Source organism: Streptomyces sp. NPDC102514 (genome assembly GCF_055584525.1).
The window spans coordinates 150,149-164,539 of record NZ_JBVJLW010000011.1; the positions used below are offsets into that span (position 1 = coordinate 150,149).

Below are 14,391 nucleotides of genomic sequence, written 5' to 3' on the forward strand. Positions count from 1 at the left end.
CGACGAAGCCGGCCGGCCCGTGGTGACGGGCCGGGCGGACGACGGCGAAGGGTGTCAGGCCGACTGGGGGGTGACGGTGTGGGTTGCCTGCAGGAGCTGCTCGCGGTTCCTGATGCCCATCTTGCGGTAGACGCGGGTCAGGTGCTGTTCCACGGTGCTGACGGTGACGAACAGCCTCTCGGCGATCTCGCGGTTGGCGTACCCCTGGGTGGCGAGGACGGCGACGCGCCGCTCGGACTCACTGAGCCCGTCGAAGTCGTCCTGGCCCGTGCTGTCACCGGTGCGGCAAGCCGCGTTGTCCCGGGAGGCGACGCTCTGGGGCGTGGACGTCGGAAGCAGCGACTGGCACAGGAACTCCGCCTGACAGGCCTTGGCCAGCCGCCAGGCCCGTCGCGCGGTCGGTTGCGCCCGCTTGTCGCCCAGCCGTTGGTAGGCGCGGCTCAGGTCGGCCAGGACGGCGGCGGCCTCGTACCGTGCACCGCACGTCTCCAGCAGCCTGAACGCGTCCCGCAGGAGCGGGAGTTGCTTCGCGGCCGCCTGGGTCAGGGCCAGTGAGTGCAGGGCCATCGCGTGCGAGCGGGTGAGCCCGTTGTCCGGTTTTGCGAGTTGTTCCTCGATGAGCCGGACCGCCCGGTCCTTCTCGCCCAGCCGCAGCCACGCGTCGGCCTCACCCAGCCGCCACGGCACGAGGGCGGGTGTGTCGAGATTCCAGCGGCGCATCAACCGGCCGCACTCCTGGAAGTCGCTGAGCGCCAGGTACGTGTTGCCGGTCGCGAGGTGATGGCGGCCCCGCGCGTACAGATAGTGCAGCCCCGCCCGGGTCAGGAACAACGCGGGCGGCGGCTCGGCCACCAGGTACTTGGCCGCGGCACGGTGGTCGCACCGAGCGGTGTGGGCCTCTATGAGGATGGCCAGTGCCAGTGCACTGCTGACGTTCCACTTCGGCCCGGACAACCTCGCGTACGCCGCCTCCGCTCGGCGCACGGCATCGTCCAGCCGGCCGCGCCGCAGCGCGATCAGCGCGCCGACGCACTCACCCTGGGCCCGCCAGCCGGGTGCGTCGGAGTTCCCCGCGTCGGCGGCGATCACCTCGTACCACTTGTCGGCGGCCTCGATCCGGTCCGCGTAGCACAGGGCGAGAAGTGCCTTGGGCAGGCCGCTCAGCTGCGACGTCGGCCGGTTCCTGGTGCCCTGGAACGTCTGGTCCGCCAGGGCCACCGCGTATTCGTCGGCCCCCCGTTCCAGAACGAGGGCGAGGGCGTGCCTCGCACGCAGTTCCGAGTGGGACGTCGCCGGCGCCGTGGTGGCCTCCAGCGGACGACTCAGCCGGTCGAGCACTCCCGGCACCTCCGAGGCCATCAGCATCCGCGTGCTGTACAGCGCGGTCGCCGCCTCCTCGTCGTTGTCGTTGAGGTGGTCGACCACTTCCACGGCTTCGTCGAAGCTGAGGTGGAAGAGCATGCCCTCGGCTATCCACCACGCGTCGTCCCCCGTCAGTTTCCCTTCGAGTATGGGGTCCTTGAGGCCGAGGAAGTGCAGGGCGGAGTCGGCGGGACTGAGCTGCCACTGGCCGTAGGCGTACTGGGACCTCACCGACAGGCGCTGTGTCTCGTCCGACGAGCACTCGCGGGCCAGCTCCAGGTACCGGATGGCCTGCGGCAGCGCCCCCTCCTCCAGTGACTGGGCCGCGGCGGCACGGAGGACGGGCAGCACCCACTCCTCGTGCAGCGGGCCGATGCCGACCAGGTGCACGGCGACCGTCTGGGGCGGGGCCCCGCTGTCGTGCAGCAGACGGGCGGCGCGGTACCGCAGGTGCGTCACCTTGTGGTGGGACATCTCGCCGAGGATCGCCTGTCGCACCCCCGCCTGCCGCAGCCGGGGCCCGTCCAGCGCGCCGACGCCCGAGAACAACCCGCTGTAACGTTTGAGCAGTTCCGGGTCGATGCCGCTCAGACGACTCAGCAGGACGGGGTTGACCGGGGCGTCCAGCAGCGCGAGGCACTGGGCGAGCCGGACCGCGCGCGGACCGAGCCGGTGCAGGTAGGCGAGGACCGCCTGGTGGAAGAGGGGACCGATCGCCGCGTCGACGGACGTCGGCTCCGCGGCTGATGCGGATCCGGATGCGGCGTGCAGCCGGTGCTCCTCGACGAGTGCCTCGGCGAGCAACGGATTGCCGCCGCTCATCCGGTGTATCTCGACGACGACCCGGTCCGAAGGCAGCGACGGGAGCCGGTTCGCGGCCAGTTCCTTGATGCCAAGCGGCGAGAACGGTTCCAGGTAGAGGTGCTTCGCGCTCGTCCGGTACAGCAGATCGTGCAGGACGGGCGGTGGCTGCTCGTCCACCGAGACACCGTGCATGAGCACCAGCGCCAGTGGCAGCTGGCTCAGGCGCTGAGCCAGGTAGCGCAGGCAGGAGAGCGTCGCCGGGTCGGTGTGCTGGACGTCGTCCACGACGATCAGCACGGGCCGCCGGGCCGCCAGTTGCGTGATGATCCGGTAGGTCTGCCGTGCGACGGTCAGCGGATCGTCCCGGGCGTCGGGCGGCGTGGGAACGATGGTCAGGCCCGACTGCCTGTCGGGCCGGGCGCTGCCTGCGTTCCCGGCGTACCCGGCACCGGTGGCGGACGAGTGGGCATTGATCGAATGCATGAGCTGGGCGAGTGCGCTGTAGGGGACGTGTCGCTCATCGGCTGAACTCACAGCGCTGAGCACCATGGTGCCCGCCGAGGCGGCCCGTTCCGTCAGAGTGCGGAATAACGTTGTCTTCCCCACCGCGGTGGCCCCGCTGACGGTGGCGATGACGCCGCTGCCGCGCGAGGACTGGATCAGCACGTCGTCGAGTTGTTCGAGTAATTTGCTGCGTTCCCGTAACACTGCTTGGAACACCCCTGTCAATCTTTGAGCATGGAGCCGGCCCGCCTCCGACGTGGTATGCGACGGAAGCCCTGCAAGTTTGTGACATTCATTCGGGCAATGTCCAGCAGCCAAATATTTGGCGTGCCGCGACTGGTCGAGCGCTCTCGGGCACGCCCCCATTGCTGCTCTGAACTGTGTTTTTGTCGATGCCGAGACGAAATTACCCGTGAGTCATGCCCGATCGGGTGGCTGGATCTCTCCGAGAAGGTGCCCATAGGAGGTGTTGTGTTGTCTTTTTTTTAACCCTGGGAAGGGGAACATTACTGTCCGGTTCTGGTCTGACGGCAGCTCCACCGGCCGACCGTCGACGCGGTCGTGTTAGCGGTCGCCGACTCCCGGGGGCAGAGCAAAGTGTGGTGCCCCGGACGGGGTGATACGCGCGTCCGCCAGAGGGTTTTCCCGTACGGAGGCAGTACGGGCCGCATGGCGCGAAAGTGTTGGCGTGATCTACTTTGCATCCGCGTTCCGCGCTCCGGCCCGATGAGGTCAGGATTCGATCTTGCCCGGGCGCGCGGCGGGAGGTTCCGGAAAAGCAGAGCGTCGTTCAACAAATGCCTGTCGGGCGTGTGCAAGTTCACTTCGCCGCGACGACGAGTGCCTTCGTCCGCTTTGAAGATTGCCCGTTCTTTTGCCCGTCCGGGCAAGGCCCGTGACAGCGGGTGAGCCGTTCACGTCGTCCTTACCCGGAGGTAATACAATTGAAGTCCGATGTGACACCGATCGGCGGGTGCGTGCCGTATCGCCGGGCTCGTGGACAATCGGCCGCGGACCGCTGTCAGAAGCCGCGCGGGGTGCAGGTGCCCCACACTTCACACAAGGCGTCGCAGACTTCGCCGACCGTTGCACCGGCGGCGAGGGCGTCCTTCATCGCATACAGCACGTTGCCCGTGCTCGCGGCTGTCCGCCGCATCCCGGTCAGTGCCGCGTCCACCCGCTCATGGCTGCGCCAGGCCCGTAACTTCGCCATGCGTTCGGCCTGTCGGGCCTCGACGGCCGGGTCGACGAGAAGGAACGCGCAAGGCTCCTCCCCGGCGGGCCGTGCACCGTCGGCGCCGACCGTGACGCGTTCGCGGGCGCCGGCCCGCCGGGTGACGTCGCGCGCCGAACGCTCGATCTCGCCCTTCTGGAAACCGTGTTCGACGGCGCCGACCGCGCCGCCCAACTCCTCGATCCTGGCCAGCAGTTCGACGACCGCCACCTCGATGTCGGCGGTCATCCGGTTCGCCTCGGGCAGGTGTGCGGCAGACAGCACTCCGTATCTGCGCGTGCCGGGACGAGGCGTCAACGACGCCGGGTGCTCCGCCCCGAACTCCCCACGCGTCACCCGCGCCCAGATCCGTCGTGCCGCCCGGAACCCGGCGACCTCCTCCGACGCGGGGACGCGCGCCGCGAAGGAGAAGGACAGCCACGGAGCGATGTCGTCCACGTCCGTCCCCGCTGCCACCGCGGTCCGCACGTACGCGATGCCGTCGGCCGGCGCGAAGGCGACCTCCTGCGCCGCAGTGGCCCCCGCCGCGGCCATGTGGCGGCCCGAGAAGGACACGGTGTTCCACCGGGGGAGCTGGGTCCGGCAGTACCCGATGGTGTCGGCGACCAGCCGGAGCGACGGCTCGGGCGGGAAGACGTGGCTGCCCCGGGCCATGTACTCCGTGAGCACGTCGTACTCGATGGTCCCGGTCAACCTGTCGGCCGGTACGCCCTGTTCCTCGCCCACCAGCTGGTACATCAGCAGCAACAGCGCGGCCGGGGCCCTGACCGTCATCGACGTGGACACCCGGTCGAGCGGTATGCCGCCGAACAGCACCCGCATGTCGTCGAGGGAGTCGACGGCCACTCCCGACCTGCCGACCTTGCCCAGGGCGAGCGGCGCGTCGGAGCCGTACCCCATCTGTGTGGGCAGGTCGAAGACGACCGACAGGGCCGTCGTGCCTCTGGAGACGAGCTGCTGATAGCGGGCGTTGGCCGCGGTCGCCGTACCGAAGCCGGTGTACTGAGGCAGCGGGCACGGCCTTTCGGCCTCCAGGGGCCGCCCGGCCTCCAGCGGTCGGTACGCGTCCCGGGCGCAGGGGCACGCGGCCGGCTCCGCCACCCGCTCCGCCGAATCCCGGCCCGTGCGGCGCTCGACGCCGTGGAGTGCCCCGACGGGCAGATCGGACTGCGGTCCACGTGCCACGCGGTGCTCTCCTTCGGTCACGGCCGGACCGCGCGGTCCGGGACCGAACGTGGGATCGGATCCGGTTCCAGGTCTGGGCCCGGGACCGTGCGACAGCGGCGCACGCTTCGTGTTCATCGCCTAGCCGCGCGCGGGCACAGCGGTGCCGTGCGGTGGGACGAGGGGGGTGTTCGCACCGGTGGCCGCCGGGTCGTGATCAGGATGGGGAGGTGGCCGCACCGGTGTCAATGCCTCGCGAGCGACCGTGCGCACGTTCGGGAAGATCTAGGCAACCGGGTCAAATCGGTAGGGGCGAAGAGGGGGTGCCCTTGACGTTCACCACTCCGCCTGTCCCGTCGCCGTCGTATGGGGGGCGAGGGTGCGCCGCGTTCGAGCAGCTTGCCGACCCCGGGTTCCTGCCGGTGCACATGTCACCGGAGCAGCTCGTTCCGGGCGCGGAACCGCTCGGCGATCCGGGCCCGAGTCGTCCGCACAGGACACGGGCTGACCTGCCACTCCGCCGACAGCACTGCCCGCCGCTCGCGCGACGGTGCGCGGACGACGTTCTCCTGGACGACGCGGAGATCGGGCCGGCCGATCACTCGGTGACCTGCCGGACGACGTAGCCGACGCCCCGGACGGTGTGGATCAGCTGCGGCTCGTCGTCCTTGGCGTCGGCGGTCGTGTCGGGGTCGCCGTCGAGTTTGCGGCGCAGGCGGCTGATGACCAGCTCCACCACGTTCGAGCGGCCGCCGAAGCCGTACTCCCAGACGTGGTCGAGGATCTGGGCCTTGGTCAGCACGGTGGGCGACTTGCGCATCAGGTAGCGCAGGACCTCGTACTCGGTCGGGGTGAGCGTCAGCAGCCGCTGGCCCCGGCGCACCTCGCGGGTGTCCTCGTCCATCGTGAGGTCCGCGACCGTCAGCACGGACCGCTGGAAGGCGGGTCCCGCGCTGCGGCGCAGCACGGTCCGCAGCCGGGCCATGAGCTCCTCCACCGCGAACGGTTTGACGAGATAGTCGTCGCCGCCCCTGGTGAGGCCCGCGACCCGGTCCGCCACGCCGTCCCGGGCGGTCAGGAAGACCACCGGGACCATCGTTCCGGAGAGGCGCAGGCGGTCCAGGACGGCGAAACCGTCGAGCCCCGGCAGCATCAGGTCGAGCACCACGATGTCCGGGTGGAACTCGGCGGCGCGGTGCAGCGCCTCCTCGCCGGAGTTCGCGGTGACCGCCTCCCAGCCCTCGTAGCGGGCGACCGTCGCGACCAGGTCGGCGATGGGCGGGTCGTCGTCCACGACGAGAAGCCGTACTTTTTCCACGTGCCCATAGTGCTTCACGTGGCCGGATGCGTCATGGGCGAGGACCCTCCGGGACCAGATCGATAAACACTTGAAAGTTCATCGACAGGAAAACGACAGGGTTGGCGAGGCAGGCTCGGAGTCCCAGGACCCGAATGAGGATCCAGGGCCCGATTCGAGGGTCCGAGGACCCGATCAAGGAGTTGCCGTCCGTGACGACTGTCCAGACGACCGTTCCGCCGCCTACCGCGGCGGTGCGCCCCAAGATGGTGGCCCGCGCCGGCCTGTACGGCGTGCTGGCCCTGAACGTGGTCGTCGTGACCGTGTTCTTCATCCAGGCAGGGTTCGCCTCGAACGCCCTCATCGTGCTGGGCAGACTCGCTGGCCTGTACGGCGCGCTCCTGATGGCCTTCCAGCTGCTGCTGGTCGCCCGGCTGCCGTGGTTCGACCGCCGTATCGGCATGGACCGGCTGACCTCCTGGCACCGCTGGGTGGGCTTCGGCCTGCTCATCACCCTGCTCGGGCACGCCGTGTTCATCACCTTCGGCTACGCCCAGTCGTCCTCGATGGACCCGGTGAACCAGCTGATCGACCTCGGGCAGACCGTCGAGGGCGTGTTCCGCGCGATCGTCGCGCTCGGCCTGATCCTCGTGATCGGCGGGGTCTCGGCCCGCTTCGCCCGCCGCAGGCTCGCCTACGAGACCTGGCACTTCATCCACCTGTACGCGTACGTCGCGGTGGTGCTGGCGTTCACGCACCAGGTCGCGGCCGGTACGACGTTCACCGCGTCGTCCGCCGCCACGACGTACTGGTACGTGCTGTGGGGCGTCGCCCTCGGCGCGGTGCTCCTGGGCCGGGTCGTGCTGCCGCTGTGGCGGAACATGCGCCACCAGCTGCGGGTCTCCGCCGTGGTGCCCGAGTCCGACACCGTCGTGTCCGTCTACATCACGGGACGCGACCTCGACCGGCTGCCGGCCCGCGCCGGGCAGTTCTTCCTGTGGCGGTTCCTCACCAGGGACCGCTGGTGGCAGGCCAACCCGTTCTCCCTGTCGGCGGCCCCCGACGGCCGCTCGCTGCGGCTCACCGCCAAGACCGCCGGTGACGGCACCGCCGCCCTGCGACACCTCAAGGTGGGCACGCGGGTCTTCGCCGAGGGCCCGTACGGCGCCTTCACCGCGATGCACCGCACCCGCTCCGAGGCCGTACTCATCGCCGGCGGCGTCGGAGTCACCCCGATCCGGGCCCTGCTGGAGGAACTGCACGGGCACGCCGTGGTCATCTATCGGGTGGGCTCCGACCGGGACGCGGTCCTGTACGAGGAACTGCGCGAACTCGCCCACGCCAAGGGTGCCGAGCTGCACCTGGTGTCCGGTCCTGTCAGCCCCGACAAGCTGGCACCGCACGAGCTCGCGCGGCTCGTGCCGGACATCAACGACCGGGACGTCTTCCTGTGCGGGCCGCCGCCGATGATGAACGCGGTCCTCGGCAGCCTGCGCGAGCTGGGCGTACCCAAGCCGCAGATCCATTTCGAGCGCTTCAGCCTGGCGGGCTGAGAGACACCGTGAGCGGGATGAGGATGAGAGAGACATCGTGAAGCGAGCAATACCTGTCCTGGTCCTGAGTGTCGCGGGCCTGATCCCGGTGTGGCGCTACGCCCCCTCGGACGGCACGACGACGACCACCGAGGCCTCGGCGCCCGCCTCGACGCCCTCCGCGTCCTCCTCCGGGGACGGCTCGTCCCAGGTGGTCAAGGGCACGACGGTGAACACCGAGAAGGGTCCCGTCCAGGTCGAGGTGACCTTCGACGGCGACAAGATCACGGCCGTGAAGCTGCTCCAGCAGCCGAACCATCCGCAGACCGAGGCGGCCGTGCCGAAGCTGATCGCGTCGACGCTCCAGGCGCAGAGCGCCGACGTCGACACGGTGTCCGGGGCGACGATCACCAGCGACGGTTACCGGGAGTCGCTGCAGGCCGCCATCGACGCGCAGGCCGAGTCCGCCGCGGCGGCCTCCTCCTCGCCGTCCGCGTCGGCCGCCGCGTCCCAGGTCGTTGCGGGGTCCGCGGTGAACACCGAGAAGGGCACCGTCCAGGTCGAGGTCACCTTCGACGGCGACACCATCGGTTCGGTACGGATGCTCCAGCAGCCGAACCATCCGCAGACCGAGGCGGCCGTGCCGAAGCTCATCGCGTCGACGCTTGAGGCGCAGAGCGCCGACATCGACGCGGTGTCCGGCGCGACGATCACGAGCGAGGGATACGTCGAGTCGCTGCAGGCGGCCCTCGACGCGAGGGGCTGATGACAGTGGTCGTACCCGGTGTCGAAGCCTCCGTGACCGGCCCGGTCCATCGGGTCGAGCAGATCATGGGGCTGCCGATCTCCCTGCGGATCGAGGACGGCGTCCCGGCCCGGGACGCCGTCGACGCCGCGGACCGGGTGTTCGCCTGGCTGCGTGAGGTCGACGCGCGGTTCAGCCCCTTCCTGCCCGACAGCGAGGTGTCCCGGCTGGACCGGGGCGAACTGGCGGACGACGGGCTGAGCCCGGATCTCGTCGAGGTCCTCGACCTGTGCGAGCGGTACCGGGTCGAGAGCGGCGGCGCGTTCCAGGTGCGGCTGCCCGGCCGGGGGCTCGATCCCTGCGCCATGGTCAAGGGCTGGGCCGTCCAGCGTGGGGCCGAGCTGCTGCGGGCGTCGGGGGTGACCACGTTCTGCCTCAACGCGGGCGGTGACGTGGTCGCGGCGGGCCGGCCCTGGCGGATCGGGATACGGCATCCCGAGCGGGCCGATCGCGTCTGCGCGGTGGCGGAGGTCGCGGAGGGGGCGGTGGCCACGTCCGGGCGGTACGAGCGGGGGGACCACATCTTCGACGGCCGTACGGGTCTGCCGGCGACCGGGCTGCTCAGCCTGACCGTCGTGGCGCCCACCCTGACGGAGGCGGACGCGGTGGCGACGGCGGGCTTCGCGATGGGGGCGGAAGGGGTGGAGTGGGCTGCGGCGCGTGGGGGGTGCGAGGTGTTCGCGGTGGACGCGGGGCGGGGGGTTCTGCGCAGCGCGGGTTTTCCCAACGGATGACTGCCCACCATCGTCGGGTGCGGGTGGGTGGGGGTCGGCCGCGCCGTTCCCCGCGCCCCTGAAGGCCGCGGTCCGACGACCGGCTGTCGTTGGCCGCAGGCCGGTGGGGGTTGCCCGCGCCGTTCCTCGCGCCCCTGGGGGCGCCGCGTGGCGACTGGCTGTCGCTGGCTGCGGGTGCGTTGTGGCTGGTCGCGCAGTTCCCCGCGCCCCTGAGGGGCGCCGTCTGATGGCTGTGTGACGTTGGCTGCGGGCCGGTGTGACGTTGCCCGCGCCGTTCCTCGCGCCCCTGACGGGGCGGGGGTGCGGGGAACTGCGCGATCAGCCCCCACCGGGCCGCAGGTGACGGACAAGCCGCCGTGAGGTGCAGGGGCATGTCGAGCCAAATCACGAACAAAATTGTTGACAATCTTGTTCGTCTAGATTTAGGTTCGACACGCACTCACTCAGGGAGGGCGCACATGCCGAAAGAAGCCCGTCCGAGCACCGGAGAGCAAGCCAAGCAGCATGCGCTCACGCAGCTGCGGCAAGCCATCCTGCAGGGCGACATGGCCCCGGCCCAACGCCTCGTGGAGAACGAACTCGCCGAGCAGTTCGAGGTCACCCGGGCCAGTGTCCGCGCAGCCCTGATCGAGCTGGAGTCGGAAGGGCTCGTCGAACGCATCCGCAACCGCGGCTCCCGCGTCCGCGTGGTGACCGTGGAGGAGGCGGTCGCCATCACCGAGTGCCGCATGGTCCTGGAAGGACTGTGCGCGGGCAAGGCCGCCGTCGAGGCCACCGACGAGCAGCTGGACCAGCTGACCGCCCTGGGCGAGGCGATGTCCAAGGCCGTCGCCGACGGCGAACCGGTGACCTACTCCGACCTCAACCACGAACTGCACGCCCACATCCGGCAGTTCAGCGGCCAACAGGTGGCCGTGGGACTGTTGGAACGGCTCAACGCCCAGCTGGTACGCCACCGTTTCCAGCTCGCGCTGCGCCCGGGGCGCCCCCAGAAGTCCCTGAGTGAGCATCTGGCCATGATCGACGCGATCAGGGCCCGGGACCCGCAGGCGGCCGAAGAGGCCGTCCGCTCCCACCTCGCGGGTGTGATCGACGCGCTGCGTGAATGACGTAACGCGTGCATGACGCCGCGGGGTGGGTCAACCGGCCTGTCCAGCAAGGAGATTGCAGGTATGACCCACGGCAACGCGCCCAACACCCCACGGTCGACGCTCGTCGTCACCGCCCACGCCGGGGACTTCGTGTGGCGGGCGGGAGGAGCCATCGCCCTCGCCGCCGCCCGCGGTGAGAAGGTCACCATCGCCTGCCTGACCTACGGCGAGCGCGGCGAGTCCGCGAAGGCGTGGCGCGCGGGCAAGTCCCTGGAGGAGATCAAGGGGATCCGCCGCGGCGAGGCCGAGGCGGCAGCCGCCGCGCTCGGCGCCGAGGTCGTCTTCTTCGACGCCGGCGACTACCCCCTGACCGTCACCCCGGAACTGACCGACCGTCTGGTGGGCGTCTACCGCGCGTCCCAGCCCGACGTCGTGCTCACGCACCCGCTCGACGACCCCTACAACGGCGACCACCCGGCCGCCGCACGTATGGCCCTGGACGCCCGTGTCCTCGCGCAGGCCATCGGCTACCCGGCCGAGGGGGAGATCATCGGCGCCCCGCCGGTGTTCTTCTTCGAGCCCCACCAGCCCGAGATGTGCGGCTTCAAGCCGCAGGTGCTCCTCGACATCTCGGAGGTCTGGGAGACCAAGCGCAAGGCGATGGAGTGCCTGGCCGCCCAGCAGCACCTGTGGGACTACTACACGGACCTCGCCGTCCGCCGCGGTGTCCAGTTGAAGCGCAACGCCGGACCCAATCTGGGTCTGGCACACAAGACCATGGCCGAGGCGTACATGCGGCCCTATCCGCAGGTCACAGGGGAGCTGGCATGAGCGGCGTGATCGTCACCGACCCGCCCAGGGCGGAAGCGAAGGACGTCGAGGCGCTCGCCGCCTACGGAGTCGCCACCGTGCACGAGGCGATGGGCCGCACCGGCCTGCTCGGCACCCATCTGCGCCCCGTCCAGCAGGACACCAGGGTCGCGGGCACCGCGGTCACGGTGCTCTCCTGGCCCGGCGACAACCTCATGATCCACGCGGCCGTCGAGCAGTGCGGCGAGGGCGACATCCTGGTCGTCACGACCACCTCGCCCTCCACCGACGGCATGTTCGGCGAACTGTTCGCCACCGCGCTGCAGCGGCGCGGAGTGCGCGGCCTGGTCATCGACGCGGGCATCCGGGACACCGTGGAGCTGCGCGAGATGGGCTTCCCCGCCTGGTCCGCCGCGGTCAGCCCGCAGGGCACGGTCAAGGCGACCGGCGGCAGCGTGAACGTGCCGGTGGTCGTCGGCGGCCAGGTGATCCGTCCCGGCGACGTGATCATCGCCGACGACGACGGCGTGGTGTGCGTGCCGCGCGAGCGGGCCCGCAGGACCGCCGAGGCGTCCGAGGCCCGGGAGGCCAAGGAGGCCGGGGCCCGCGCCGCCTTCCAGGAGGGCCAGCTCGGCCTCGACCGCTACGGCCTGCGCGAGACCCTCGTACGCCTCGGTGTCTCCTACCAGTCGTACGACGAGTACGAGCGGGAGCGCGAGGGGGAGCGGGACGGCGGGCGGCGCGGTGAGCGGCACGGAGGCGGGTCGTGACCGGCGCCGCCGATCCCCGTACGCAGGCCCCCACGGGAGTCCGTACCGACGAGGTGCGCTGCATGCTCATGCGCGGCGGTACCTCCAAGGGCGCCTACTTCCTCGCCGGGGACCTGCCCGCCGAACCCGCCCCGCGCGACGCCCTGTTGCTGCGGATCATGGGCAGCCCCGACCCGCGGCAGATCGACGGCCTGGGCGGTGCGCATCCCCTGACCAGCAAGGTGGCGGTGGTCTCCGTGTCCGCCGACCCGGAGGCGGACGTCGACTATCTGTTCCTCCAAGTCGGCGTAGAGAAGCCCGAGGTGAGTGACCGTCAGAACTGCGGCAACCTCCTCGCGGGCGTGGGCCCCTTCGCCGTGGAGCGCGGTCTGGTCCCGGCGGACGGCGACCGTAGCTCCGTACGGATCCGCATGCTGAACACCGGGGACCTCGCCGTCGCGGAGTTCCCCACGCCGGGCGGGCGCGTCGACTACTCCGGCTCGGCGGAGATCTCCGGTGTACCGGGGTCCGCCGCGCCGGTGGTCATCGAGTTCCCGCCGGGGACCGGCCCGCTGCTGCCGACCGGCCGTGCGCGCGACCTCGTCGCCGGCACCCCGGTGACGTGCGTGAACAACGGCATGCCGACCGTACTGATCGCGGCGTCCTCGCTCGGTGTCACCGGCTACGAGGAGCCCGCCGACCTGGAGGCCGACCGGCAACTCGCCGACCGGCTGAGGGAGATCAGGCTGGAGGCCGGGAAACTCATGGGCCTGGGCGATGTGGAGAACACCACCGTGCCCAAACTCAGCCTGCTCGCAACCCCGTCGGACGGCGGCGCGGTCATGACGCGCACCTTCATACCCGTGCGCTGCCACACCTCGATCGGGGTCCTGGGCGCGGCGAGCGTCGCCGCGGGACTACGTATCGAGGGAGGGGTCGGGGAGGGCGTGGCGAGCGTGCCGGAGCACGGGGACCGGATGCGCATCGAGCACCCCACCGGCTTCCTCGACATCGAGACGGCCCTCGCCCACGACCTCCCGGGCGGCGCGCCCGTCGCCCGGCGCACCGCCGTCGTCCGTACCGCGCGCAAGATCTTCGACGGCACGGTCTTCCCCCGGCCCGTCTGAGCCGAGCACCAGCCCTGGCCGCGCACCACCCTGGCCGAGTACCGCCCTTGAGCCGCACCCCACCCCTGAGGAGGCCTCATGGCCCCGCCGCTCGGCGACATCGCCCACCTCGGGCACGTCGAACTGCTCACCCCCGAACTGGACGCCAGCGTCCGGTTCTTCACCCAGTACCTCGGGCTGACCGAGAACGGCCGCTCGGCGGACGGGACCTCCGTCTACCTGCGGACCTGGGACGACTACGAACACCACAGCCTCGTCCTGACCGCGCACGAGACATCGGGTATCCGCCGCACCGCTCTGCGCGCCTCCAGCGAGGAGGCGCTCCAGCGCCGGGTGAAGGAGGCCGAGAGCGCCGGCCGCACCGGCCGCTGGGTCGAGGACGAGCCGGGCCTCGGCCCGCTGTACGTCACCACCGACCCCGACGGCCACGAGATCGCCCTCTACTGGGAGAGCGAGTGGTACAGGGCGCCGGACGGCCTGAAGCCGGGCCTGAAGAACCAGCCGCAGGCCAAGCCCGGCCACGGCGTGGGCGTACGCCGTCTGGACCACGTCAACTTCCTTGCCTCCGACGTCGGTTCGAACGGCGACTTCGTCCACGAGGTGCTCGGCGCCCGCCCGACCGAGCAGATCCAGCTCGACGACGGCAGGATCGCCGCCCAGTGGCTGACCTTCAGCAGCAAGTCGTACGACGTCGTCTACACCGAGGACTGGACCGGCTCGACCGGGCGCCTGCACCACATCGCGTTCGCCACGGACACCCGTGAGGACATCCTGCGGGCCGCCGATCTCGCCCTGGACACCGGTGTGTTCATCGAGACGGGCCCGCACAAGCACGCCATCCAGCAGACGTTCTTCCTGTACGTGTACGAGCCCGGCGGCAACCGGATCGAACTGTGCAACCCGCTCACCAGGCTGGTACTGGCCCCCGACTGGCCGCTGGTCACCTGGACGGAGAACGAGCGCAAGAAGGGCCAGGCGTGGGGTCTCAAGACCATCGAGTCCTTCCACACCCACGGCACTCCGCCGGTATCCGCTCCGTAGGCCGCCACGCCACCGGTTGCCGTTCCGGCGACCGCCCACCCCGTCGGTTCCTATGATTGTTGACAAAAACGTTGACAATCATAGGGCGGATTCCTAGCGTCAAGCGCATCACCGGGTCAGCCGTCGGCCGTCAGTCG

At 70.5% G+C, this 14,391-nt stretch carries 11 protein-coding genes; 8 read left to right on the forward strand and 3 right to left on the reverse strand.

Features of this window, described 5'->3' with window-relative positions; genetic code table 11:
• Nucleotides 1-54 precede the first annotated feature (54 nt).
• From ACZ60E_RS26645 to ACZ60E_RS26655, 3 genes are all read right to left on the reverse strand, one after another.
• Nucleotides 55-2,886 carry a helix-turn-helix transcriptional regulator gene (locus ACZ60E_RS26645; RefSeq protein ID WP_469443669.1) on the reverse strand — a complete coding sequence of 944 codons (2,832 nt, stop codon included), beginning with the start codon at nt 2,884-2,886 and terminating at the stop codon, nt 55-57.
• Nucleotides 2,887-3,691: 805 nt separating this feature from the next.
• A complete protein-coding gene (locus ACZ60E_RS26650) occupies nt 3,692-5,089 on the reverse strand; it encodes a methylmalonyl-CoA mutase family protein (RefSeq protein ID WP_469443671.1) in 1,398 nt (465 codons plus the stop codon).
• 577 nt (nt 5,090-5,666) lie between these two features.
• Nucleotides 5,667-6,386, reverse strand: coding sequence for a response regulator transcription factor (locus tag ACZ60E_RS26655; protein WP_385832778.1), 720 nt, complete (start codon nt 6,384-6,386; stop codon nt 5,667-5,669).
• 245 nt (nt 6,387-6,631) lie between these two features.
• Between ACZ60E_RS26655 and ACZ60E_RS26660 the strand changes: the two genes are divergently transcribed.
• The 8 genes from ACZ60E_RS26660 to ACZ60E_RS26695 all read left to right on the forward strand — a co-directional run bounded on the left by ACZ60E_RS26660 (nt 6,632) and on the right by ACZ60E_RS26695 (nt 14,254).
• A complete protein-coding gene (locus ACZ60E_RS26660) occupies nt 6,632-7,918 on the forward strand; it encodes a ferredoxin reductase family protein (RefSeq protein ID WP_469443919.1) in 1,287 nt (428 codons plus the stop codon).
• A 37-nt stretch (nt 7,919-7,955) separates the two neighbouring features.
• Entirely contained in the window at nt 7,956-8,663 is a 708-nt protein-coding gene (locus ACZ60E_RS26665; RefSeq protein WP_469443672.1) for an FMN-binding protein, read from the forward strand.
• The gene (locus ACZ60E_RS26670) at nt 8,663-9,436 is read left to right on the forward strand and encodes an FAD:protein FMN transferase (RefSeq protein ID WP_469443674.1); all 774 of its coding nucleotides are present in this window, start codon (nt 8,663-8,665) and stop codon (nt 9,434-9,436) included. Before ACZ60E_RS26665 ends, ACZ60E_RS26670 begins: the two co-directional genes overlap by 1 nt.
• Nucleotides 9,437-9,894: 458 nt before the next feature.
• Nucleotides 9,895-10,545: a GntR family transcriptional regulator gene (locus ACZ60E_RS26675; protein ID WP_469443676.1), complete on the forward strand. Its 651-nt coding sequence runs from the start codon at nt 9,895-9,897 to the stop codon at nt 10,543-10,545.
• Nucleotides 10,546-10,608: 63 nt separating this feature from the next.
• Nucleotides 10,609-11,358: a PIG-L deacetylase family protein gene (locus tag ACZ60E_RS26680; protein ID WP_469443677.1), complete on the forward strand. Its 750-nt coding sequence runs from the start codon at nt 10,609-10,611 to the stop codon at nt 11,356-11,358.
• The gene (locus ACZ60E_RS26685) at nt 11,355-12,107 is read left to right on the forward strand and encodes a 4-carboxy-4-hydroxy-2-oxoadipate aldolase/oxaloacetate decarboxylase (RefSeq protein ID WP_469443680.1); all 753 of its coding nucleotides are present in this window, start codon (nt 11,355-11,357) and stop codon (nt 12,105-12,107) included. The genes ACZ60E_RS26680 and ACZ60E_RS26685 overlap by 4 nt, the downstream gene beginning before the upstream one ends.
• 62 nt (nt 12,108-12,169) lie before the next feature.
• A complete protein-coding gene (locus ACZ60E_RS26690) occupies nt 12,170-13,213 on the forward strand; it encodes a 4-oxalomesaconate tautomerase (protein WP_469443920.1) in 1,044 nt (347 codons plus the stop codon).
• Nucleotides 13,214-13,291: 78 nt separating this feature from the next.
• Entirely contained in the window at nt 13,292-14,254 is a 963-nt protein-coding gene (locus tag ACZ60E_RS26695; RefSeq protein ID WP_469443681.1) for a catechol 2,3-dioxygenase, read from the forward strand.
• Nucleotides 14,255-14,391 lie beyond the last annotated feature (137 nt).

What these genes read in the sequence shown, in the direction of transcription:
- ACZ60E_RS26670 (WP_469443674.1), top strand. Translation starts at nt 8,663, where the DNA reads ATGACAGTGGTCGTACCCGGTGTCGAAGCCTCCGTGACCGGCCCGGTC.
- ACZ60E_RS26680 (WP_469443677.1), top strand. Translation starts at nt 10,609, where the DNA reads ATGACCCACGGCAACGCGCCCAACACCCCACGGTCGACGCTCGTCGTC.
- ACZ60E_RS26675 (WP_469443676.1), top strand. Translation starts at nt 9,895, where the DNA reads ATGCCGAAAGAAGCCCGTCCGAGCACCGGAGAGCAAGCCAAGCAGCAT.
- ACZ60E_RS26685 (WP_469443680.1), top strand. Translation starts at nt 11,355, where the DNA reads ATGAGCGGCGTGATCGTCACCGACCCGCCCAGGGCGGAAGCGAAGGAC.
- ACZ60E_RS26695 (WP_469443681.1), top strand. Translation starts at nt 13,292, where the DNA reads ATGGCCCCGCCGCTCGGCGACATCGCCCACCTCGGGCACGTCGAACTG.
- ACZ60E_RS26660 (WP_469443919.1), top strand. Translation starts at nt 6,632, where the DNA reads ATGGTGGCCCGCGCCGGCCTGTACGGCGTGCTGGCCCTGAACGTGGTC.
- ACZ60E_RS26690 (WP_469443920.1), top strand. Translation starts at nt 12,170, where the DNA reads ATGCTCATGCGCGGCGGTACCTCCAAGGGCGCCTACTTCCTCGCCGGG.